A 22,435-nucleotide genomic window follows, 5' to 3' on the forward strand; every position below is an offset into this window, starting at 1 on the left:
CAATGAAGCTGATTTAGCAGGGAGTCCACCTCCCCCTTTGCAAAAGGGGGATAGAGGAGAATTCAGAATTTAAATACAGAGATTTGAAAAATGAGCCTACGCAAAGACAAAGAAAAAGTTCTCGGCGAAACCTTCGACGATGAACGTATCAAAACGTTTTTGAATTATCCAGCACCAGCAGGTGTTAATGCCGACTATCATTTATTGGAAAAAGCATACCGCGGGATGCTGGGCGGCAACTTTGCAACGTTCGTGAAATTTTTTGTAGAAGCCGGAAAAGATCTGAACGCGATTGGCCCGGAAGGAAAAACGTTTTTACAAGTGGTTAAAGCACATCGCAATGGCGAAGAATATGCCATTGCGCTGGAAGCCGCTGGAGCCAAATAATTAGCGCCGCGATGTAAGCTTAAAAGGCAGTCAAACGACTGCCTTTTTCGTTTTTAACTTGTATAGCATCAGTCACCACCCCGAAAACACAATAAGCAACATAATGGATTAATATGCAACCTTATAAATTTCCCGCACTGTTACTGCTCATGTTCCTCGCAGGATGGCTAGGCCATCAGTGGCTTTCACCTAACTATTCATCCTCTTTATTTAGTACGAAACTGCACAACAAAGACAGCGCACCCCAAAATATTATTTACGAAGCTCCCAAAGAAAACTTGGGCGAGCCTATATTAGTACGCAGCGTGAACTTGATACAAAGCCGGCCAGAGCAAATTATGCTGGAACTGGAATACACATATAAGGGCTCGATTCCCGCAGAACAAGTAAAACTGTTTGTCTACATGGGGTCTTCTTACACTTATATAGGCAACACCGACATTGTGAGAGGCACACACAAACGCCGAATCAGTATTGAGCTTATCGCGAGTGATTTAAAAAAAGATAACCGCTATGAATTTACCACCCATGAAATCAGCATGAGCTTTGAGCATTACTTGCCAGATAAATACATGGGCGTTATCACCCGCACTATGTTTCCTTATGAGAAGCACTGGCAACTGATTGAGTAAACCGGGATGACAAAAAAAATTCTTTTATTAATCACTGCCACGCTGATGGGAGTTATTTTTTCGATAATTCAACCCATCAAATTGAAAAGCTTGGGCAGTGAAGCGACAGAAAGCAATGCCCCTAATATTGAAGTAACACGCGCGGAAATTGTAGAGGAGACTGACAACAGCCTCACTATCAGATATTCATTGCGCAATTATGCAGAGGAAGCACAAATCAGCGCATGTGGTGAAGTGAATTATGCAAGCTATGGGTATGCGTGGGGATGCAAGCCCGTCATCATTCCTCCTTTTGCAGGCAGTATTGACATCACCTATGTTATGGCCTCTACCTCACGCCCGATTGAGTGTTCCGATAGTGTAGGAATTCATTTGTATATCGGTAGTGGATATCATTTTTATAAACATCTTTTTGCTTACGATAAAATTTGGCATAAAAACCCAGGGGCAGACTCCTGGAGCACATACCATTCACGGGGCTGCGAGCCACCAAGGCCAACCGGCGAACTACAGCGTCTATGAAGAATTACAACATCTATGAAAAAACATCGCTAACGCCCACATTCATAACGTCGGTTGTGATTTCAATTACACTTATCGTTCTTGCGATATTTGAGGGCGATTTATTTGATTTACTCAGTCTCAATCCCGATAAGGTAATGTCCGGCGAGATATGGCGCCTATTGACGAGCAATTTTGTACATTTTGGATGGGCGCACACTGCCATGAATACTGCAGCTCTTTTATTGTGCACGCTGGCTTTCTTCACAGATGATTCCACAAAAAAATTCTTATCCTTATTTTGTTGGTGCGGCTTATGTGTTGGATTAGGAATTTACTTATTAAACCCTGAATACACCCCCTATGCAGGCTTATCGGGAGTCATTCATGGTTTGATAGTCGCGGGCTTATTGCAAACACATGCCTACCCTATATGGATTCGGCTGATCGGGTTGGGTTTGGTAATCGCAAAGTTAATCCAGGAAAACCTACCGGGCTACCAAGCAACTGATTTACAAACACTCATCCCCGCGGCTGTTGCTGTAGAGTCGCATCTGTACGGTGCAATTGCTGGATTACTATTTATCGCTGGCAATTGGTTATTCGTTCAATTTCAAAGAGGCAAGTAAATGCAAGGCTCACCCGGCAAGGCGATTGATTACTTTTTTACAGGTGCCCGATTGGTTTTACAGCCAGGCATGCGCAAATTTATTTTAATTCCACTTATGGTCAATATCCTGATTTTCTTTTTGGTGACGGCTTATTTGTGGAATGTATTTGGCGATGTATTTGCGCAAATTTTGGAGTGGTCACCCAACTGGCTGGATTGGTTTGCCTGGCTACTATGGCCGTTGGTCGCATTTATTTTTTTAATTGTTTACGGCTACAGTTTTAACATTATTACCAATTTTTTAGCCGCACCTTTTTTTGGTTTGCTTGCAGAAAAAATTGAAGCGCAATTAACAGGTATCGCACCACCCGACGAACCCTGGAGCCAATTAATACCGCGCACATTGCAACGTGAAGCGGTAAAGCTTTGGTATTTTGTTAGTCGCGGAGCATTAGTGTTAATTATTTTTTTGATTTTATTTTTTATTCCCGGTGCAAATTTATTAGGAGCATTTATTGCTGCCATCTGGAGCTGTTGGTGTATGGCGGTCCAATATTCAGATTACCCTGCCGACAACCATCAACTCAGTTTTCGCGAATTGCGCCGTCGTTTGAATACAAAACCACTAACCAGTTATTCCTACGGTGGAATTATCCTGTTGGGAAGCATGATTCCTGTCTTGAATATTTTTGTTACACCCATCGCTGTTGCCGGTGCCACTGTTTATTGGATAAAAGAAATAAAACATCCATCCATCTAATCAAAATCATTTATTCACTCGCCTTGAAATAGTGGGATCCTGATATATAGTCAATTCATAACTATTGGCATATTTTCATATGCATTAAAAGGAATAAGGAAATGAATTTCTGTAGTTTAGGCTCATTAAAAAGCGGCAAAAACGCGCAATAATTAACCTAATCATTTACTTGCATCCAATAGTTAAAGCTTTCTCACGTTTTGTCGATATTTTATTACGCCTTGCATTGTGCAGCTGTCTGAAGGGCGTTTTTCCTTAAGTAACTTTGATCAATTTTCTATAGGATGTTTTCATTATGAAACCAACAAACGTAAAACTATTGAAAGGTCTTAGCGCTGCAGCATTGCTTGCAGGCGCAAACCTGGCAATGGCGGAAACTGTAACCATTCCCGCTACCGTAACGGTAAATAACGCTATTAACTTCACCTCTACCGGCAGTTTGAACTTTGGAACCGTTAGATCTATCGGTGATACTACTGCCTCTGAATGTGCAGGCCTCACCATACCAGTAAGTGCTTCCGCTACGCCCCCTACTGCACCTGTTGCAGCTTCCGGCGGTACATTTGCGACCACTTGTACTGGTGCTGGTAGTGCAGTGGTCCAAGCAGTTGGCGGAACCCCCGCCCGTCCTATCCTTACTATTGCGGGTGTAGCGCCATTCACTACCCTGAACCTGACTGTACCTAACACAGCGGTTGACCTGACTGCAGCATCAGTACCACCAGGTAGCGCAAAATTCCAGGTACTGGATTTTACTGCCGTTAAAACAAGTGGTACTGCAGCATTGATTGCACTGACTGCCGGTGCGGGAACATTCCAAACTGATGCAGGCGGCGGTGCTACCCTGCAAATCGGTGGAACCCTGATCACTGACCCAGGTACGCCAACCACCGGTACTTATCAGGATTTGGCCTACTCAGGCACCTTTAACGTAACAGTTGCCTATTAATTTTATTGTCTAATAGGTCAATTGAATGTGCCCCCTCATTCCTGCCAACAGGAATAGGGGGTTGTTTTTGAGGAGGGATTTTGTGGGCAAAAAGTATTGGGTCGCCACCTTAGGCTTTTGCACCGCTCAATGCTGGGCAGAGCTTACTGTTGATAGCCCTCTCGACTTTGGCGATATCGCTATACGCGGCAACAACTCCGTCAGCAGCTTGATTATTGGCCGCAATGGTTCAACCGTAAGTACTGGGGAGATCTATATTATCCAACCGGGGTCCCCTGGCGTTTACACTCTGAGCAATCTCCCCCCCTATAGTACTGTGCAATTGACGGTAGACTTACCTGCCTACTCTGCAATGCCATACCCCAACACCGCCCAATTCGTCGTTACTGCAGTGGACATGCCAAGTAGTTTGAACTTGGGTCCATCTGGTAGTGGGCAATTTAAACTGGGAGCCACACTCAATACCTCGGGCAATCCAGCACAAAATTATTATAGTGGTGCGGATTACCTGATTTACCTGAACATCAATATCGACTATTAATTAATTCCCATGTGACGCTGTTTTGGCTCACTACATGCACAATAAAAACTACTGACTAAAAACACCCGTAAGGATTTATTCATGCAACGCACTTTACTCACACGCTTGTGCGCAGGACTTTTTGCCTGCTTACTTACTCAAACCGCTTGGGCAGACCTGTTGATCAATCCTACTCGTGTCATGCTGGGTGCGAATGATCGCTCTACTGAAGTCACGTTGATCAATATTTCCAAGCAAACCAATACCTACCGGATTGGTTGGCTGGAAAAGAAAGCATCTGAACAAGGGGGCTACATTGATCTCACTCCAGCTCAAGCAGCAAGCGCCCCCATCGCCAGCACTATGATTCGTTTTTCGCCTCGTCAGGTCACGCTCAAACCGGGCGAACGCCAGACGGTAAAGCTTGCCGTAACGCGCAAACAGGGATTGGCTAAAGGCGAATACCGTTCCCATCTCCAATTCAGAGCCATCCCTCCAGAGAAGAAAGCCGAAAATGAGGGCGGCGGCCAAAACATGGCAATCACCATGATGCTGAGCTTTGCCATCCCAGTCGTCGTTGTACAAGGCGATGTCGATTACAACCTGAGCTTCCAGAATGCCCAAATCCATTTTAATCCGGCCAGGAATTCCGGCAGCGTCAAGGTTCAGATGACTCGCTCAGGCACCAATTCCGTCATCGGCAATATCAGCGCCTTTTGGACACCTGCCGGTAGCAATAAAGAAGTGCTGATCGCTAAAGCCGGTGATTACAACTTCTGGCCCGAGCTAAACCGCATTAATGCGGAGCTTATTTGGGCTGGCACAGCCTTTGCAAAAACCGATGGAAAGCTCCGAATTGTCTATGAAGGCGTCAAAGAATTTCGCGGTAAAGTATTCTTTGATAAAACCATCAATGTCTCAGGGAGCGCCATAAAAATGTGATCTATTGGGCATGAGCAATGAGCGATAAAACCCGACACACAAGCACACTGCGCGTTAAGGGGATAGCACTAACATCCTGTTTTTTAACAGTTTTATCGCAAAACTCTGCTATCGCAGCAGAGGCATCGCTCAATGCCATCAATAATGATCTGCAAAAAATCTATGCGCGCATCCAGCAAAAGTACGCTGCGAGGGATGCGCAGCAGCGGGAAATAGCCGCCGCAGCCCCCACCCAACCCCCGCCTGACCGACAACAATTTGACGCCTCTGGGGCATCGCAAGCATCAACCAGCTCGTTCCCTCCTGCAAATGAGCTGGCAGCACTTGGTGACCCTGCGGCAACAACTAGCCGTTTTTTGCCGGGTGAAGAGTTAATCCTTACCACCGAAGCAAACGGTAATGCGTTAGGTACTCTATTTGGTGTCACCACTGAAAAAGGAATGCGCATAGGGCTAGGTGACTTTGCTCAAATCCTGGAATTCCCTATTTATGTTGATCTGGATTCAAAGACTGCCCAGGGGTGGTTTTTTAGCGAGAAGAATCCCTTCAATCTCAAAAGACTTGATGATGGACGTCTGGAGGTTAATGCGGGTGGCGAGACTTACTATGTCGCGCCGGAAGATTATGAACTCGGCACGGATTTTTTCGTCGAACAAGCTGATGTGGCCAAGTGGTTTGGCTTGGACTTCAAGGTGGACGAAGCGCGCCTGGCACTTGAGATCCGATCAGATAGACCATTTGCGATGGAGGTGCGAACTTCCCGTCGCACCAAACAAGAATTGGGAGTAAACCCTACAGCATCCGTTCTTCCACTCAAGGAATCAGGTTATAAATTATTTTCGCCCCCTATGGTGGATATCCAAACCTCGGCGGAGCGTTCCCACTTGGTCATTCCATCACCCAATCCTGCCCAGAATCCAGAAGATATTATTCAGGATGACACCAGTGCGAGCTATTCCATTCTTGCCAGCCACGATCTGGCCTACCTGAACTCCCAGCTGTATCTGAACGGAAACGATAACAACTCACTTAGCTCTGCCTGGCTGACATTTTCACGCCAGTCCGATAAAGGTGAGCTGCTCGGGCCACTCGGAGCCACTGCCTATGAGTTTGGTGATGTAATTCCCTTCAATGCAGGATTGGGTAGAACCATGGGGCTCGGCCGTGGCTTCAAACTCTCCAACACCCCACTGTCACAACTGGCTGACAACCGTAAAGTCAATATTAGCGGCCCGATCCAGGAGGGCTGGGACGTAGAGCTCTACCGCAACGGGATATTGATTGATCAACGATTGGGTATCACCGAAGGCCGTTATGACTTTAACGATGTCCTGTTGGATTACGGCACCAACGATTTCCAGTTGATTTTCTATGGCCCCCAAGGGCAAATGGAAACCAAAACCGAATCTTATATTGCGGACAGCAATACAGTTTCAAGCGGTGAAGGTATGTACCGTTTCTCGCTCACCGAAGTGGGGAAATCCGTTTTTGATCTGGACCAGTATTCAGATGACCCGACACAACAAGGGGTAATGGCATCCAGTATTCTCGATTATGGAGTTACTAGCTGGCTGGCACTGTCGGGGGGAGCCAGTGTATTCAGGCCGCGCGAAGGGGAGGATCAGGAATTTGTAACCTTTGGCGCTAATGCCAACTTGGGTAGAGTGGGTCTACTAAGCGCCAACGTTCTACAAGATGCAGAACACCTACGCTCTAGCAATCTTAGCTATCGTACCCGTCTGCTCAACACCTCCTATAACTTCCAAGGTCAACGGGTGGAGTTCCTGAATGCATTCAACAACGAGACGGAATCTACTGACACCCTGAGCGCAAGTATGACCGGGCGTCTATTCAGCAGCACAGGATTGCCACTGAGTTACCAGAATAGTTGGCACAATACCGAATATAGCGACGGCACCGAATTAGAGATTATCCAAAACAGCTTGGGGATTGGCGGCAGATTTGGCTATCTGACCAACAACCTCAGCTGGGAGGAAGGAGCATTCGATGATCTCACCACACCACCGGAATATGCGGGCCAAAAGCGCGTAATGGGCAGTGTTCAGTACCGCAAAAACCTGGGGCGACTGAATGCCCGTTTCTTCGGTGGCTACTCACTTAAACCAGTTGAAGAGTTCCACACGTACGGCGGCGCATTCAATTATGGTTGGTCAAACGACTTTAATACTGAACTCAGATACACCTACTCCACATTGAGTGATCTTTATCAGGTTAACTTGGGCCTGAACTGGCGGAAACAGCCTTTCTATCTCACCACAAATGCTGGCTACAACGAGAATGGCTCATGGTCTGCAGGCATCACCCTGCGTTTCAGTCTGGGTTATGAGCCCATTGAGCGCAGCCTGTTCACCTCTGACCGCCCTATTGCCCAGTCCGGCGCAGTCGCGGTACGGGTGTTTGAAGACACTAATATGAACGGGATTTTCGATGTCAACGAACGCCCCATTGAGAACGCCAAGGTGAATGCTGTCCAGGCCTATCGTTATGAAAATACGGACAAACAAGGCGTAGCCGTACTCAGCTCGCTGTATGACAACACCAAAACCGACATAGTCGTGGATGAATCCACTCTCGACGGCCCCTTTATGATCAGTGCCAGTCCGGGTGTAGCGATCAAAGCGCGTAAAGGGTATGTCGATACCGTTGAACTGCCTGTCGTTCGCGCCGGAGAGCTGGATGGCATCATTTATCAAAATGGCGACTCAGGTGAACCCGAGCCCGCCCCCTACATCATGCTTAATCTGCTGGATAGCAAGCAACAGATCGTCTCTACCACACGGTCTGAATATGACGGCTACTACCAATTTACCAACGTAAAGCCGGGCAATTACCAACTTAAGGTAGATGAAAACTACACCGACAGGCGCAATTTCAAACCCGGCCAAAAAGAGCTGGGCTTCTCCAGCAAAGGCGATGTGATTACCGGTGTCGATTTTGTGTTGCGCCCGCTCGATGAAGCCAAGGGTTATGTAGCTATCGCCGGCCAGTTCCACAACACCAGCATGCTCAAACTGTACTACCACATTTTGCGCCAGCGCTTGGGTGGCCGTTTTATCCAGCAGCCGTTCTATATCCGTCAACCCGATGCGGGCAACCATCTTCTTGGGCTGGCTTATTTCCCGGCACCCCAGTCAGCGAACTCGGTTGCTGAACAAAAAGCGAAGGAGGCCTGTGCGCCTTTGCTAGTCCACAAACTCAACTGCGAAGTCCAATACATGGACTTTAAGTATTAACAAGAGCGATACCATCATGAATAAAGTCTATTTTGATCGCACTTTCAGGTTGATGCTGGTTGTATCAAGCGCACTGCTGATCAGTGCCTGCGCCGGTAATCCCACCAGCTCATCAGCAGCGAACAACTCACCCGAAGTCCAACAAATGCTGCAGGAATGGAAAAGCATGAAACCGGGTATTGAACGCATGCTCACCATCGAAGAGGAAATGAACTTGCTACTCGGCCAGTTGGGCAAGCTGAATGAGGCGCTGGATGAATCAGGGGATGGCGAGCAACAGGTTGCACTGGCACCCATTGACCAGGGACTTCCGGTGCAAATTGAGTCGGGCCCGGCACTCCATTCCAGTGCCTCACCTGAACTAGAGCAAACCAGCCCTGCAGCACCGCCTACACCAGTCGCGGCATTACCGGTTGAAACAGCATCTGTACCGGAAGCACAAACGGATTGGGATGAATCACCCACTCATAATGCCCATTACGCATTACAGGTTGCTTCTATTCCCGACAAGCATCAACTACCGGTTGTCTGGCAAGAACTCTATGCCCAAAACCCCGACTTACTGGCGGATCTGCAGCCCAATTTCCAGCATGCCTTTGTCAATAACAAGGATTATTACCGCTTGAAGTTAGGCGGGTTTGAAACCCAGACACAAGCCCAAACCCGCTGCCGTCAACTCAAAGCTGCCGGCATTTCCTGCTTGGTAGCTGACTACAGCGCCTCTGATTTTGATCAACTGACCCACGCTCAGTTAACTGCCAGGAACTAGGTGAGCACGATGCCTACAGTACAAACTCAATATTCTTGCGTGCGCCGGATTCCATTGGGAATGCAGCTGACTACCTGGGCATTGTTACTGTGTCTGGGTGGTTGCAACGCTTTTTTTCGCCCAGGACAGGCTGGCGGAGGCGGTAAGGTCAACGATGCCCAACTGCAGCAAACGATGGAGGAGTGGCGTGAGGCCAAACCTAGCATCGACAAGCTTGCCAAGCTGGAGGGCGATCTGGATTTTTTGCTCAATGAAGTCAGCAAGATGTCTGCTATCGGCCAGGTGCCAGGTTTACCTGCGGGTGCGCCACCTGCCAATACGACCGCGAGCATCATTACCGAAGAGACCGTCAGGGTCGATGCGACGGGCCAGGCACAAGTTCAGCAGGCGGCTCCTGCACAAGCTACGTCGGCAGCGGATACTGCCCTGCCTTCAGGCTCCACCATAGCGACTACAAGCACTACAAGCACTGCAAACCAAGTGCCCTACACCACAATAGAAGGCAATTTCATAGGAGGCGGGCAAGCCATTCCCACCAACTTCCAGTGCGCACAGATGTACACCAACAGCTATCAAAAAAATCTGGCCTTCTTCAGCTTCCCACGCTTAAGCATTGCCTCCAGTAACCTTGGCGCACTATCCAATGTAGAACAACATCTTCCTATGTTGCTCAGCGCTAATTTGCGCAACCGCCACGGTGTACCTGCGGTACTGGAATTTGGGCAAAGCTTTTCGCCAAATGGCAACAATGAACTGGATGCCTCGGAGCAAATCCAGACGCTGGGGCGTCAATCGAATTCACAATATTTGGTCAGCGGCGAAGTCGATGATATGTCGCTCGTCAATCCAGACTCCGTCGCCAAACCCGGTTTATACACACGCTTTGTCAGTGGCGTACACGATACATTTAAATTCAGCAGCCGCTTTGATAAACGCAGCCGCCAATTTAGCTTTACGTTAAAAGTGCGCGACAGTATTACCGGGCAATTGGTCTTTGCCAAACAATATAAAACCTATGGCAAATGGAATTCATCCGCTAATACCAAAGCCGGATTTGCAGCGCCCGCATTCTGGCAAACAGATTACGGTCAACAAGTGAAATATTTGGTGGGAAAGGCGAGCGATGAACTAGCCGGTGCATTGCAATGCCAGCCCTTTATTGCGCGGGTGGACACTCAGGCAGGACGAGATAAATTAGTCATCCACAGTGGCACCAACAATGGCCTGCAAACAGGCGATGCACTGGAGCTTTATCAACTGGTCTACGAACCAGTAACCGGACAGTACCAACGCTACGCTACGCGTATGATCAAACGTCGCAGTAAGGTGTATTTGATGGAAGTTTACCCGGGACACAGTGTTGGCCACGTGGTGGATGAACCATTATTAAGCGGTCAGTACATCGTTAAAGCGCTCTGACCCTCACCCCACCCTCTCCCATAAATGGGAGAGGGTGAGGGCTACTCTTCAGCATCACCATCATCCACAATCATATTGCCGCCCGCTTCTTTTGCACGGCGCAAATAAATATTGGCTTGCGCAATTTGCTGATCCAAACTTTGCCCCATACGGCAGGTAACGCCTGCGCTGAAATAAAAACGCGTTGCTTCACCATTAATCACACAATCATCGGCAGCTAATAATTGTTTTACCTTGCTGAGCAAGGCCGCCGCTTTTTCATGATCCAATCCCGGCATCAACACATAAAAATCATCACTGTCTGCACGTGCCAGCAAAAAACGCCCCAGCATATTATTCAGACTGGTTGCGATATGTTTTAACGCCACATCCCCCCAAGCGTTCCCATGGCGCTCATTGATATCACTAAAATGATCGATATTAATAATGGCCATAGAAAGCGGTGCGGCTTTTTCTACTGCACTTTTATACATGTCGCGCGCTATATTGAAAAAATGCGAGCGATGAAATAAACCGGTGAGATGATCGCGCTGGGCGTTGTAAGTAATTTGTTCAACCAGTTCAAGCGATTCCACATTGTGAATAATGCGGCAATAAAATTCTTCCGGATGAAATGGCTTACGCAAAAAATCGTTGGCACCGTGTTTAATAAATTTCGCGGATAGCGCCTCATTACTTTCGCCGGACACACCAATCATAATCAAATCAGTTTTGTCGTATTTGTAACGAAGGTTGCGCACCAACTCAAAGCCATCCATTTTGGGCATGTTGTAGTCGGTAATCAGCAATTTAATATCGCTATTTTCCAACATTACTTTAATCGCATCGACACCATCAACTGCCTCAAGCACATGAAACAAATGGCGACGAAATAAATTCGCCATATGTTTGCGCGACATATCAGAATCATCCACAACCAATACTTTTATGTGCTGATTTTTCTCAAGGCGCTGGATCATGCCGATGGCTTTGCTGTAAGCGTAGCGCCCTTCTTTGGTTACGTAATCCACAATGCCTTTGGCAAATAATTGCTCGCGGCGTTTTTCATCGTAAGAACCCGTAAGCACAATGGTGGGAATTTTTTTACCGAGCGTAAAATCCACCACTTCGCCATTGGGGGCATCGGGCAAATTCAAATCCACCAGCGCAGCAAAAAAATCAGTTGGGGTTTGCTCATAGATCGCAGTCGCCTGCGCGAGGCTTGTTGCATAGACAGCTTCATAGGGTAGTGATGCGCTCTGCACCAGGTGGCGCAAAATTTTCATCACCATATCGCTGTCTTCAACGATGAGAATTTTTTTCATGGAACATTACTCAATGGTTTTCAACGTATCCATTGAGTGTAGTCAAGATTCGGGAAAACGCGCCAAACCACCGCAGTAGCGATTCTTTAACGCCAGATAAACCCTGAAATTGCAGTATTAAACAACAACCCGCTGAAGTTTTGCACAGCAACAGGTGAGTGTTGGCTGGCAGCTCCCCAACATACATGCAGGGGCAACAAGTGTTCCTCGCGCGGATGGCAAAAGCGGCCCTGTGGAGCAGAGGCCCATTCGCGCAAGCGCAATTCGCGCGCGGGATTATCGAGCTGCGGTGCAGTCACCGTCTCTGACAGCCATTGATCAAAAGTTTCGCTTTTGCCCCTGACACTCGGGTCGTTAGAGAAAAAGGCACGCATGTTATGGAAGGACATACCCGACCCCACAATCAACACGCCCTGCTCACGCAAAGGCGCAAGTGCTTTACCGAGCGCGATATGCGCAGCAGGATCAAGGGAAGCCAGCAGCGAGAGCTGTACTACAGGAATATCGGCGGCGGGATACATCAACATCAGCGGCACAAAAGTACCGTGGTCATAAGCACGATGGTTATCCAAGCGCGCGTCAATAGTATTCGCTGCCAACAGTTGCTGTATCTGCTTTGCCAAAGAGGGATTACCAGGGGCAGGATACGCAAACTCATAGCTCTCGGGAGGAAAGCCGTAGTAGTCAAACAACATACCCGGTGCGGGTGCGCTGGTAATGCTGACAACCTCTTCTTCCCAATGTGCAGTAACCACCAGAATCGCTTGCGGGCGAGGTAAATCTGCAGCGAGTGATTGCATGAATTGCGTTAACTCACGGTGATTGGCATCGCCCAATAAAGGCATGGGCCCGCCACCGTGAGGCACGAAGACAACCGGCATTAAATGCATACTTAACCTCCGGCTTTTTAATTGGCGATCACGCTCGCCAACCATTCTTGAGTGAGCGCAGCAATATAGATTTAGTGACGCGGTCTGCGGTTGCGGTTAGCGCCCGGGCGGTTACCCACGGAACGATTACTGTAGCGCTCATTGCGTGAGCGCGGTGGCGCAGGCGGGCTATCGGGCGGCGCGAGCATCAATCCTTCTGGCGGTTGCTCACATTTAATCGTCTTACCGAGTAAACGCTCGATAGGCTCCAGCAACAGCGCATCATCTTCACAGGCAAAACTGATCGAGGTACCAGTTTTGCCTGCACGACCGGTGCGGCCAATACGATGCACGTAATCTTCCGGCTCTTCCGGCAAGGTGAAATTCACTACATGGCTAATACCGCTGATATGAATACCGCGCCCTGCAACGTCGGTTGCGACCAATACTTTGATCTCGCCCGATTTAAATGCATCAAGCGTTGATACACGCTTGTTCTGTGCGATTTCACCCGAGAGCAAACCAGCCTTGATACCGTGGCGAACCAATCGCTCCTGCAGATCGCGGCATTCATCGCGGCGGTTGGCAAAAACGATCATGCTTTCCGCATGTTCCTGTTGGATCAGGTTATACAGCAGCGTGTATTTTTCTTCGGTCGATACCAGATATACATGCTGGTCAACGCGCGCGTTAGCAACCGATTCCGGCTCAATATCTACCGTGACGGGTTTGTAAGTCCACTGCTCTACCAGATTGCGCACATCATCGGTAAAGGTGGCCGAGAAAAATAATGTCTGGCGATCTTCACGCTTGGGTGTTTGGCGAACGATTTGACGCACTTGTGGGATGAACCCCATGTCGAGCATGCGGTCAGCTTCATCAATCACGAGAATCTCAAGCTGGTCGAGATACACATCTTTGTTACCGCAAAAATCCAGCAGACGGCCGGGTGTCGCCACCAGAATATCCACCAGATCTTCATGCAAGTGACGCTGTTGTTTGGCGTAATCCATACCGCCAACCAAGGTGTGTATTTTCAGGTCGGTGTATTTGCACAAACCTTTTGCATCTTCTGCAATTTGCATGACCAATTCGCGTGTCGGTGCAATCACCAATGCACGCGCTTCACCTGCATAACGCTTTTCCGCAATCGGGTTTTTTAACAAATCGTCAATAATCGTCGTTAAAAAAGCGGCCGTTTTTCCGGTACCGGTTTGCGCCTTACCAACGACATCTTTTCCTTGCAGGGCATAAGGCAAGGACTGCGCTTGGATAGGCGAACAATATTTAAATCCTAATTCAGCGATACCGCGCATCAACGGCAGTTCAAGATCCAAATCGTGGAAACGGGTTTTGCCCTCAAGCGGCTCCACGACGAATTCAGAAATATCCCAAGGCCCGTGGTCAATTTTAGCCGGACGCTTACGGCGCTCTTGAGCTGGCTTGTTTTGTTTGGGGGATGCAGCCGGATCGCGCAACTGATCGGGCTTGGTGGTTTTATGCTCCGCTTGATGGGCAGGACGCTGACCGCGATTATTGCGGCTATTGGCATTCTTACGTGTTGAATTGCGATCGCCGTGTTTTTTGTGGGAAGGGGATTTGTCACTTGCGGGTTTTGCTGGCGATTCTTTTGTATCCGGCTGGCCAGCACCTATCAATTTTTTAAAGAAATTTCCGATCAATCTATTCACCAAAGATTATTGCAGTACAAGACGTAGAGGCTGTCACGCAGACAGGCCTGATTGAGCGCTACCGAGGATCGCATGAGGCGAGACAACACCGCTACAGCAGCTAAAGAAGTGCGCAAATTGTCCGGTTTTTGCGCGCACGAACTCATTTGAGTATACACCAATCATCTGATATTCAGCGGCTTTGGTGCCAACACAGTGGAATTAATGGGCTCAAATGGCAGGATTTCTGCATAATCCCACCTATCCGGTACCGTTTTATAACCCGAACACGCCAAATCACTGTTTAAAAGGAGCCCCTTATGCGAATCCACAGCCTGCAACACGTCCCCTTTGAAGATATTGGCAGCATGACCAGTGACTTTCAGGCACGGGCATACTCAGTCACAACCACCCACTGGTACCGGGGTGATGCGGCTCCTGATCTCAACAGTTTTGATGCACTGATTGTGATGGGCGGGCCGATGGGGGTTAACGATGAAGCCATTTATGCCTGGCTGGCGGATGAGAAAACCCTGATCAAGCAGGCGATTGATGCCGGAAAAATCGTGCTGGGCATTTGTTTGGGAGCGCAGTTGATTGCGGATGTCTTGGGCGGAAAAGTGACCCGCAACGCCCACAAGGAAATTGGTTGGTTGCCACTGAGTATTCAACCCGATGCCAGTGACCACCCTATCGCCCGCATTTTGGCCAAATACCCGGAGGTATTTCATTGGCACGGCGATACCTTCGCAATCCCTACAGGGGCACTGCATATTGCACGCACCGAAGGTTGTCTGAATCAGGCGTACGTTTATAAAAACCAAGTGTACGGATTCCAATTCCATCTGGAGACAACACCCGCTTCTGCACAGGCTTTGATTGAAAACTGCGCCGACGACATAGATGGATCAGGCTACACGCAAAGCGCCGCTTCCATGCTGGCCAGCCCGCAAAAATTTAACCGGATCAACCAAGCGATGAGCGAAGTGATTGAACATATTTTTGGTCAATCAGGCCGTTAGGCAACGACACCAAATAAATACCCCACCGCAGTGGTCATGGCCATGGCTGCTGCGCCCCAAAAACCCACGCGCACTGCACCAATCACAACATTGGCCCCACCCACTTTTGCTGCAAGCCCACCCAGCAGAAGCAGCGCAAGCAAAGAGCAAGAGGCAATCGCAAAGCCCAGGAATTGCGCTGGATGGAGCAATACCACCAGCAGGGGTATCACCGCACCTACCGAAAAGGTCAAGGCAGAGGTAAGTGCAGCCTGTAACGGCCGCGCCGCGAACATATCGGTAATTCCCAATTCATCGCGTGCATGGGCAGCAAGTGCATCATGTGCCGTTAATTGTTTTGCAACCTCATTCGCCAATTCCCGCGTGAGGCCGCGTGCCACATAAATTTCCTGCAATTCATGCAGCTCACCCGCCTCATCGGTTGCCAGCTCGTGGGTCTCACGCGCGATGTCTGCTGCTTCGGTATCGGCCTGCGAGCATACGGAAACATACTCACCTGCCGCCATGCTCATCGCCCCCGCAACCAAACCGGCAACACCGCTGAGCAGAATCGTACTGTTTGATGCTCCCGCTGCGACCATCCCCATCATGAGACTGGCGGTAGAAATAATGCCATCGTTTGCGCCAAGCACGGCAGCACGCAGCCAACCGGAATGATGGGATCTGTGACCTTCGCGATGACGCATGGCAAAACTCCTGCGAAAAACCAAAACCGTTTATTTAGGTTTGAACAATGAAATTCGGGTCATCGTATTGTCACGTTTAACGTAGTGATGGAATAACCCGGCAAGAACGTGGAGACCTATCAAATAGTAGCCAATTTCGCCGACTTGCTTGTGCAAGTCTTCTACTTGTTCGGCCAAAGCCGGATTTTTATCAACCAGCGGCGGCAGCTCTAATCCAAAAAAAGGAACACCATGTCCTTCAGCACTCAGAATGATCCAACCTGCAATTGGCATAAAAATCATGAAGGCATAAAGCGATAGATGCATGAGCGTTGCGAGTAATTTTTCCCATGGTTTCGGAGCGGGAACAATTGCCGGCGTCTTGCCTGACAGGCGCACCGCCAAACGGATTACAACCAACAACAACACGCAAATTCCCAGCATGAAATGCAGCGCTTTCACCAACTCACGTGGGTCACTGCCACGGGGGAAAAGACTGCGCATTTCGATGGTGGCAAAGACCACCACCATCAAGACAAACATAAACCAGTGCAGACCAATCAGGATCGGGCTGTAGCGGCTGGAATTCTGGATACTACTCATCACATTTCCTCTGCAAGTTTTTTGGTATTTGTTAGATATTGTACTTATAGCTTATTGGTAAACACGCCCCCGGTGTTTGAGCCAGCCTCCGGGATGCACACCTTTAGGATCATGATGAGTCCAGTGGAGCAAACCACCCTTGTTGTTCCACTCATATTCACCATAAAACTCCACTTCATCGCCCTCGCGCAAACCCTCTATGCGCGATGCCAGATCGATGTTATGCACAATCAGTAGAGAGTGCCCTGACTCAAGGGTTAGTAAAAATTTTTGGTGGCGACTGCCTTTGCTGTCATCAGGTAAGACACGACTCACCCGCCCTGTGCCACCCAGCTGTACATTTGAGCGGCCATTGTTAAAGGCATCCACAATCAGAACGTCCGAACCCGCCACATACTCATTGGTGGTCACCAATGGCAGCTGCTCACGGGCAGATTCAGCATCTAACAGTTGTTGTTTGTTCAGACTATTCAGTAAAGCCAACGCCAGGACAAATATCGCCAGCGCCAATAATTTCCTGAGAGAGGATCGTGTCTGCATAAATTCTTCCATCCATTAACAACTCATGCAGCTTAGCCAATCAGGGAGGCCGACAACAGCAACATTAGCGATTCAAGCTTAAACCAGACTTAAGCTCGGCCACATTTTCCAGTACAAGTCTTCATTTTATGCTGCCGGCGAGAGTTGACAGACCGTACGGTCTGTTATTAAATGGCAACCGACCATTTGGTCGGTTAATCAAAAAAGATCTCCAGCAAGACTCATTTAATAACGGAGAAAAAGGAACTTCACATCAGGTATCGCCTGCCTGCAGATTTCAGTCTCCATTCAGTCAGCAGCAGCGAACCTAGCACTTGGTAAGTGGCACTGCCATCACCAGGAAATATAGGCTACTCAAGGAATCCATCCATAAATGAACAACCGTTTTAAATCACCGCTGGCGCACATGCCATTACTGCAAAGCTTCCAAACCCTTGAATTGCGCACCCCCTATCACTTGACGGATCTTCAGCCTTTTTCCATCGAGCTGATGAGCTACACCCAACGCGTACAATTCATCGCACTCGCTTTTTTTATCGCGGGATTACTCGCGATCAGCACCACCATCAGCTATGAGCTGTGGTTGTACAATCCTTTGGTTACTGCCGAAAATGCATTACTGGAATTAGCGCAAGGCGGCTTTTTATTGCTTGCTGCAGTAGTGCAGGGAGTACAAGCATCACGTACATCAACGCCTGGATTGCAGCGGGATATTCGTGTTGGCTTGGCGTTATTTGCATTTATGCTGTTCTTGCGCGAGGTTGATATTGACCGCTTGGGTGCAAGTGCATACTGGGATGTATTGGAAAAAGGGTTGCGCGCGCTCGCACTGCTATTAATGCTGGGCTTTATCGTGCACATGTCGCGCCGTTTTAAAACCGTGCTGCGCAATCTTGGCCGGATTTTGTTAGCGCCTACCGTTGCCATCAGCGCTATCGCCTGCGTACTTTATGCTGCAGGCTGGCCGTTTGATAAGGAACTATTTAGTATCGATAAGGGTCTGTCTTTGTGGTTTGAAGAGACATTGGAGCTTAATGCCTGTCTGTTATTGTTATTTGCCGGATTTGCCCGTAGCCTGAAATCTACTGTAGTGTCACTGAAAGCGCCGTCACTCTGAGGGCGCATCAGTTACGCTGGGTACACTGCAACTCAATTCGCAGCAAATAGATAAAAGACATTGAGATATTTCACCGGGATGTCATGAATATTCACAACAATAATATTGATTGATACCCACGAGAAACCTATGGCAACTGAACGCAATGCAGAACAAACACGCACCCGAATTCTTGAGGCTGCGCAGGAAGAAATCTACCAAAATGGCTATCAAGGCATGCGCATTGAAGCCATTTTGCAAAAAACCAACCTTGCCAAAGGTGCCCTCTACCATCACTTCCCAAATAAGCTTGCACTGGGTTACGCGGTCGTTGATGAAATTCTGATGGAGCATATCCAAACCAATTGGAATGAATACGCCACTAAATATCCAAACCCTCTTACGGCGATCCAACAAATGTTTTTGGATAAAGCCGAATGTTATAAAAACGAGGAATGTTTTAAGGGTTGTCCGCTCAACAATTTGAATCAGGAGATGGCCGCTATTGACCAAGGGTTTCACCAGCGGTTGGAAAAGGTGATGGAATCTATTTACCAATCTATCGTTGGCTCGCTGGAGCTTGGTCAACAACAAGGGCATGTACGCGCCGATATAAATCCCACCAAAATTGCGATGTTTATCATGGCAAGTTACCAAGGCATCATGGGTGCCGCAAAATGTATGCAAGCCCCTGAATTGCTCAGCGATTTATTCGGCACACTGAACGATTACATCGATACCTTGCGCGCGCCAGAAAAAATGCATTAGTGGCTTATCATCCACGGGCGCATTGACGGAAACATTTTATTCCCGCCTGCGGTGTACATTAAATTTGATTTGCGAATCGGCTTATCACCGCAACCACAACCCTTGCCATGTTTATGTTCACGCCGCGCTTGTTGTTCAGCGCGATATTCCGGCGTGGATAATACCGGTGCATGCACAGCCGCCTCATTGCGCGCATGGGCTGCGCGATTTTCTTTTTTCATATCCAGAAATTCTGGCGCAAGCATAATCACTCGCGCGCACAATTTGCCACAATGCGGGCATGACATTGGCTTATTCGAGTCTTCCATCGCGGCCAACTCATAAAACAAACCGTGATCTGCGCATTTGTAGTCGTAAACAGGCATACATAATCTCCAAAAAAATTAGCAGGATCTGCCACGCTGGATTCCGGTATTTGCTTTGGGACCGTATGCTGCATGGATGCAGCATTCGAGCCTACATGGATGTATTCACGGCGAGTCCCAAAGTGAATACCGGAATCCAAGCTCTATGCACAAATGCTATTTATCTTTTGAAAGTGGTACATCCATACCCGGTGTCACTTTCTTGGTTGGCCCTTCCGCACTCGGGTTAACATCAAAATCAAAAATATCCGTCGGCAACCACAGCGTTGCACAGGCGTTTGGAATATCGACCACACCGGAAATATGCCCTTGCACCGGTGCACAACCCAAAATCGAATACGCTTGAGCTTTGCTGTAACCAAATTTGGTCAAATAATTAATTGCATTCAAACACGCTTGGCGATAAGCAACGTGCACATCCAAATAATGTTGCTCGCCATATTCATCGACAGAAATACCTTCAAAAATTAAATAATCATCGTATTTCGGCGCGATAGGGCTGGGTTTAAAAATGGGATTTTTAATCCCGTATTTTGCCATACCGTCTTTAATCAAATTCACACGCAGATGAATCCAGCCGGCCATTTCGATTGCGCCGCAAAACGTAATTTCACCGTCGCCTTGGCTAAAGTGCAAATCACCCACCGAAAGACCACCGCCTTTCACGTACACAGGAAAATAAATTTTGGAACCGCGCGATAAATCTTTAATGTCGCAGTTACCACCGTGCTCGCGTGGCGGCACTGTACGCGCACCTTCGGCGGCAGCAATTTTTGCAGCATCGGGAGCCATCTTGCCCATGTGCGCAGTGTCTGCATAGGGTAGCGTGGCCAATGCGGGAACACGATCAGGTTCGGTGTCGTACAGTTCTTTTTCGCGCTTGTTCCACTCCATCAGCATTTCTTTTGATGGCAAGCAACCAATCAGCCCCGGGTGAACCAATCCTGCGAACTCCACATTGGGTACGTGGCGGGACTTGGTAAACATACCGTTAATATCCCAAATAGATTTTTGCGCTTCCGGAAAATGCTCCGTTAAAAAACCGCCGCCATTTTGTTTAGAGAAGAAACCATTGAAGCCCCACAAACTTTCCTGAAAGGCACCAATATCCAGAATATCCACCACCAATAAATCGCCCGGCTCTGCACCTTCAACACCAACAGGGCCGGAAAGAAAGTGCACTTGGGATAAATCCACATCGCGCACATCGTCAGCGCAGTCATCGTTTTTAATTTGGCCGCCGGTCCAGTCGTAACATTCGATAATAAAATCATCGCCAGGCTTTACTGTTTTCACCATCGGAATATCCGGGTGCCAACGGTTGTGGATCATTTCATTTTCGTAGGGGGATTTTGTTAGATCTATTTTGATAATGGTTTCAGCCATGGCTCTGACTCCTGATGAATAAGGGAAAAGTATCCCGGAACAGGGGCAGTATCAGGCGCAGGAGGGGGGAATCACCATACGACAAATAGCGCGCGCTACTACGCTATTTGACGTATAGACAATCAGCTTTTGCGGTTAATTTGATCGACGTAATCGGTCGGCGTCATATTCATAAACTTCTTGAACGCGCGATAAAAAGTGGACTTGCTGTTAAACCCAGCGTCGGCCATTACATCCAACATCGACATTTTATTATTGCGGTTTGCCAATATGCTGGCTGCTTTTTGGACGCGATATAAATTGATGTAATCAAAAAAGTTTTGCCCCGCATCGCGGTTGATGGCAGCCGAAATTTTGCGCACAGGAATTTCACTGATCTCTGCCAATTGCTCCAGAGTGAATTCAGGGTCGAGATAAAGCTCTTTATCTTTCATCAACTGATTGAGTCTGGTCATAATCAGCGGATCATATTTTTCAGGCTCAGGCGTGTCGGACTTTTCTTCTACTTCTGGCAACACTTGCCGATAGCCAATGTTGGCGTGAGCCATACTGTAAAGTACCAGTGCATTAACAAATACAAAGCTAAACACATTGCCCGAAATTCCAATCAGGTTACCCAGCCATTGGGATGAATTGATCAATGTCAGCAAGTAGGCAATAAACACCCACACCCAAATCATCAAAAAGCCACCAATCAACATTTGTAGCCAAAAAAGATCGATGTTTTCAATGTTGGAATAGTGTTGCTTCAAACGGTTTTTGTATTGGAAAAGTAAATAAAAACACGCGATGCCATAGCCCACATACAACAAATGTCTTGCCCATAAATGCAATTGAAATGCAGGCTCATTAAATAACAATCCAAATTGGGTAATGCCCAGCACCCGTTCTTCTGCCGTCAGGCCGGTATAGAGCGCGACAATAAATAATGGAAATGCGAGCAGCGGTAATAAATGCACTGCATCGCGCCAGCGCGGTTTGAAGTCGGGATCAATCATCGACTTCACATAAAAAAATAACATAGGCGCAGCGAGATACACGCTAAATTTCAGCCAGTAAAAAATATGGACTGCACCATCAAGGTAGGCCACTTTGATACTGGGGCTCCAGTAGATCAAAGTATCAAATGCATCAAGACCTATGGCGAGGAGAAATATCGCGAGGAAAAAATTGGCCTGGCGTTTTCCCAGATTGACCGTTAATAACAGAACTGAGAACAATAAGGACTGGAATATAACCAGAATAAGAGGAACATCATTAAAACTTAAAACTAATTTATCCACCTGAAGCACACCTGTATTTGGTTATTTTTATATCGCATCATCCTTTATGAACTCACCTGAAACCAGCATAGCCCATGGGTTGAATGCCAACAACCAAAAGAAAATTTAAGATTCTTACTTT

The 22,435-nt window shown here is 48.0% G+C and carries 23 protein-coding genes; 14 read left to right on the plus strand and 9 right to left on the minus strand.

The features are described from left to right. Window positions 1-90: 90 nt before the first annotated feature. The 11 genes from VC28_RS10485 (at window position 91) to VC28_RS10535 (ending at window position 10,743) form a co-directional block, all read left to right on the plus strand. A complete protein-coding gene (locus VC28_RS10485; protein WP_049630590.1) occupies window positions 91-387 on the plus strand; it encodes a PA4642 family protein in 297 nt (98 codons plus the stop codon). Between the two features lie 113 nt (window positions 388-500). Then, a complete protein-coding gene (locus VC28_RS10490; RefSeq protein WP_049630591.1) occupies window positions 501-1,019 on the plus strand; it encodes a hypothetical protein in 519 nt (172 codons plus the stop codon). A gap of 6 nt (window positions 1,020-1,025) precedes the next feature. Next, window positions 1,026-1,541, plus strand: coding sequence for a hypothetical protein (locus tag VC28_RS10495; protein ID WP_049630592.1), 516 nt, complete (start codon window positions 1,026-1,028; stop codon window positions 1,539-1,541). A 56-nt stretch (window positions 1,542-1,597) separates the two neighbouring features. Then, a complete protein-coding gene (gene rrtA / locus VC28_RS10500) occupies window positions 1,598-2,149 on the plus strand; it encodes a rhombosortase (RefSeq protein ID WP_231591719.1) in 552 nt (183 codons plus the stop codon). Then, complete coding sequence (cysZ, locus tag VC28_RS10505) at window positions 2,150-2,890, plus strand: sulfate transporter CysZ (RefSeq protein WP_049630593.1); 741 nt, start codon at window positions 2,150-2,152, stop codon at window positions 2,888-2,890. Window positions 2,891-3,185: 295 nt separating this feature from the next. After that, window positions 3,186-3,839 (plus strand): hypothetical protein, encoded by a 654-nt coding sequence (locus VC28_RS10510; RefSeq protein WP_049630594.1) that lies wholly within the window; start codon window positions 3,186-3,188, stop codon window positions 3,837-3,839. Between the two features lie 82 nt (window positions 3,840-3,921). Further along, window positions 3,922-4,380, plus strand: a complete 459-nt coding sequence (locus tag VC28_RS10515) for a DUF4402 domain-containing protein (RefSeq protein ID WP_049630595.1) — start codon at window positions 3,922-3,924, stop codon at window positions 4,378-4,380. Window positions 4,381-4,461: 81 nt separating this feature from the next. Next, window positions 4,462-5,301 (plus strand): fimbrial biogenesis chaperone, encoded by an 840-nt coding sequence (locus VC28_RS10520; protein ID WP_049630596.1) that lies wholly within the window; start codon window positions 4,462-4,464, stop codon window positions 5,299-5,301. Window positions 5,302-5,318: 17 nt separating this feature from the next. After that, window positions 5,319-8,555 carry a hypothetical protein gene (locus tag VC28_RS10525; protein WP_049630597.1) on the plus strand — a complete coding sequence of 1,079 codons (3,237 nt, stop codon included), beginning with the start codon at window positions 5,319-5,321 and terminating at the stop codon, window positions 8,553-8,555. Between the two features lie 16 nt (window positions 8,556-8,571). Next, on the plus strand, window positions 8,572-9,324 hold the full coding sequence (locus VC28_RS10530) for an SPOR domain-containing protein (protein WP_049630598.1): 753 nt from the start codon (window positions 8,572-8,574) through the stop codon (window positions 9,322-9,324). A gap of 9 nt (window positions 9,325-9,333) precedes the next feature. After that, window positions 9,334-10,743: a flagella assembly protein FlgT middle domain-containing protein gene (locus VC28_RS10535; RefSeq protein ID WP_082191496.1), complete on the plus strand. Its 1,410-nt coding sequence runs from the start codon at window positions 9,334-9,336 to the stop codon at window positions 10,741-10,743. A 41-nt stretch (window positions 10,744-10,784) separates the two neighbouring features. Here the strand turns inward: VC28_RS10535 and VC28_RS10540 are convergent, their stop codons facing one another. From VC28_RS10540 to rhlB, 3 genes are all read right to left on the minus strand, one after another. Next, window positions 10,785-12,047, minus strand: a complete 1,263-nt coding sequence (locus VC28_RS10540) for a response regulator (protein ID WP_049630600.1) — start codon at window positions 12,045-12,047, stop codon at window positions 10,785-10,787. 86 nt (window positions 12,048-12,133) lie between these two features. After that, window positions 12,134-12,937 (minus strand): DODA-type extradiol aromatic ring-opening family dioxygenase, encoded by an 804-nt coding sequence (locus tag VC28_RS10545; RefSeq protein ID WP_197085510.1) that lies wholly within the window; start codon window positions 12,935-12,937, stop codon window positions 12,134-12,136. A gap of 71 nt (window positions 12,938-13,008) precedes the next feature. Continuing rightward, window positions 13,009-14,607, minus strand: coding sequence for an ATP-dependent RNA helicase RhlB (gene rhlB / locus VC28_RS10550; RefSeq protein WP_049630602.1), 1,599 nt, complete (start codon window positions 14,605-14,607; stop codon window positions 13,009-13,011). Between the two features lie 299 nt (window positions 14,608-14,906). On the opposite strand from rhlB, the gene VC28_RS10555 reads away from it, so the two are divergent. Next, the gene (locus VC28_RS10555; RefSeq protein WP_049630603.1) at window positions 14,907-15,608 is read left to right on the plus strand and encodes a type 1 glutamine amidotransferase; all 702 of its coding nucleotides are present in this window, start codon (window positions 14,907-14,909) and stop codon (window positions 15,606-15,608) included. Here VC28_RS10555 and VC28_RS10560 read toward each other — a convergent pair. The 3 genes from VC28_RS10560 to VC28_RS10570 are packed head-to-tail and all read right to left on the minus strand — an operon-like array spanning window position 15,605 to window position 17,416. Then, window positions 15,605-16,294, minus strand: coding sequence for a VIT1/CCC1 transporter family protein (locus VC28_RS10560; RefSeq protein ID WP_049630604.1), 690 nt, complete (start codon window positions 16,292-16,294; stop codon window positions 15,605-15,607). The two genes, VC28_RS10555 and VC28_RS10560, sit on opposite strands and share 4 nt — an antisense overlap. Window positions 16,295-16,324: 30 nt before the next feature. Then, window positions 16,325-16,876, minus strand: coding sequence for a cytochrome b (locus VC28_RS10565; protein WP_049630605.1), 552 nt, complete (start codon window positions 16,874-16,876; stop codon window positions 16,325-16,327). 51 nt (window positions 16,877-16,927) lie between these two features. Then, window positions 16,928-17,416: a DUF3465 domain-containing protein gene (locus tag VC28_RS10570; RefSeq protein ID WP_082191695.1), complete on the minus strand. Its 489-nt coding sequence runs from the start codon at window positions 17,414-17,416 to the stop codon at window positions 16,928-16,930. A 373-nt stretch (window positions 17,417-17,789) separates the two neighbouring features. On the opposite strand from VC28_RS10570, the gene VC28_RS10575 reads away from it, so the two are divergent. After that, a complete protein-coding gene (locus tag VC28_RS10575; RefSeq protein WP_049630606.1) occupies window positions 17,790-18,533 on the plus strand; it encodes a hypothetical protein in 744 nt (247 codons plus the stop codon). A gap of 129 nt (window positions 18,534-18,662) precedes the next feature. Beyond that, window positions 18,663-19,280 carry a TetR/AcrR family transcriptional regulator gene (locus VC28_RS10580; RefSeq protein WP_049630607.1) on the plus strand — a complete coding sequence of 206 codons (618 nt, stop codon included), beginning with the start codon at window positions 18,663-18,665 and terminating at the stop codon, window positions 19,278-19,280. Here VC28_RS10580 and VC28_RS10585 read toward each other — a convergent pair. From VC28_RS10585 to VC28_RS10595, 3 genes are all read right to left on the minus strand, one after another. Next, window positions 19,277-19,645: a zinc ribbon domain-containing protein gene (locus tag VC28_RS10585; RefSeq protein WP_049630608.1), complete on the minus strand. Its 369-nt coding sequence runs from the start codon at window positions 19,643-19,645 to the stop codon at window positions 19,277-19,279. The genes VC28_RS10580 and VC28_RS10585 overlap by 4 nt on opposite strands. A 156-nt stretch (window positions 19,646-19,801) precedes the next feature. Then, on the minus strand, window positions 19,802-21,031 hold the full coding sequence (gene fmdA, locus VC28_RS10590) for a formamidase (RefSeq protein ID WP_049630609.1): 1,230 nt from the start codon (window positions 21,029-21,031) through the stop codon (window positions 19,802-19,804). Between the two features lie 122 nt (window positions 21,032-21,153). Next, window positions 21,154-22,314, minus strand: a complete 1,161-nt coding sequence (locus VC28_RS10595; RefSeq protein WP_049630610.1) for a helix-turn-helix domain-containing protein — start codon at window positions 22,312-22,314, stop codon at window positions 21,154-21,156. Window positions 22,315-22,435: the final 121 nt, after the last annotated feature.

The organism is Cellvibrio sp. pealriver (genome assembly GCF_001183545.1).
Lineage (GTDB): Bacteria > Pseudomonadota > Gammaproteobacteria > Pseudomonadales > Cellvibrionaceae > Cellvibrio.

Excerpts from the sequence above, each read along its gene's own strand:
- cysZ (WP_049630593.1), top strand. The coding sequence starts at position 2,150 with ATGCAAGGCTCACCCGGCAAGGCGATTGATTACTTTTTTACAGGTGCC.
- VC28_RS10535 (WP_082191496.1), top strand. The coding sequence starts at position 9,334 with ATGCCTACAGTACAAACTCAATATTCTTGCGTGCGCCGGATTCCATTG.
- VC28_RS10525 (WP_049630597.1), top strand. The coding sequence starts at position 5,319 with ATGAGCGATAAAACCCGACACACAAGCACACTGCGCGTTAAGGGGATA.
- VC28_RS10580 (WP_049630607.1), top strand. The coding sequence starts at position 18,663 with ATGGCAACTGAACGCAATGCAGAACAAACACGCACCCGAATTCTTGAG.
- VC28_RS10545 (WP_197085510.1), bottom strand. The coding sequence starts at position 12,937 with ATGCATTTAATGCCGGTTGTCTTCGTGCCTCACGGTGGCGGGCCCATG.
- VC28_RS10520 (WP_049630596.1), top strand. The coding sequence starts at position 4,462 with ATGCAACGCACTTTACTCACACGCTTGTGCGCAGGACTTTTTGCCTGC.
- VC28_RS10540 (WP_049630600.1), bottom strand. The coding sequence starts at position 12,047 with ATGAAAAAAATTCTCATCGTTGAAGACAGCGATATGGTGATGAAAATT.
- VC28_RS10560 (WP_049630604.1), bottom strand. The coding sequence starts at position 16,294 with ATGCGTCATCGCGAAGGTCACAGATCCCATCATTCCGGTTGGCTGCGT.
- VC28_RS10530 (WP_049630598.1), top strand. The coding sequence starts at position 8,572 with ATGAATAAAGTCTATTTTGATCGCACTTTCAGGTTGATGCTGGTTGTA.
- VC28_RS10565 (WP_049630605.1), bottom strand. The coding sequence starts at position 16,876 with ATGAGTAGTATCCAGAATTCCAGCCGCTACAGCCCGATCCTGATTGGT.
- VC28_RS10485 (WP_049630590.1), top strand. The coding sequence starts at position 91 with ATGAGCCTACGCAAAGACAAAGAAAAAGTTCTCGGCGAAACCTTCGAC.
- VC28_RS10510 (WP_049630594.1), top strand. The coding sequence starts at position 3,186 with ATGAAACCAACAAACGTAAAACTATTGAAAGGTCTTAGCGCTGCAGCA.
- VC28_RS10570 (WP_082191695.1), bottom strand. The coding sequence starts at position 17,416 with ATGCAGACACGATCCTCTCTCAGGAAATTATTGGCGCTGGCGATATTT.
- VC28_RS10495 (WP_049630592.1), top strand. The coding sequence starts at position 1,026 with ATGACAAAAAAAATTCTTTTATTAATCACTGCCACGCTGATGGGAGTT.
- VC28_RS10555 (WP_049630603.1), top strand. The coding sequence starts at position 14,907 with ATGCGAATCCACAGCCTGCAACACGTCCCCTTTGAAGATATTGGCAGC.
- fmdA (WP_049630609.1), bottom strand. The coding sequence starts at position 21,031 with ATGGCTGAAACCATTATCAAAATAGATCTAACAAAATCCCCCTACGAA.
- VC28_RS10490 (WP_049630591.1), top strand. The coding sequence starts at position 501 with ATGCAACCTTATAAATTTCCCGCACTGTTACTGCTCATGTTCCTCGCA.
- VC28_RS10585 (WP_049630608.1), bottom strand. The coding sequence starts at position 19,645 with ATGCCTGTTTACGACTACAAATGCGCAGATCACGGTTTGTTTTATGAG.
- VC28_RS10575 (WP_049630606.1), top strand. The coding sequence starts at position 17,790 with ATGAACAACCGTTTTAAATCACCGCTGGCGCACATGCCATTACTGCAA.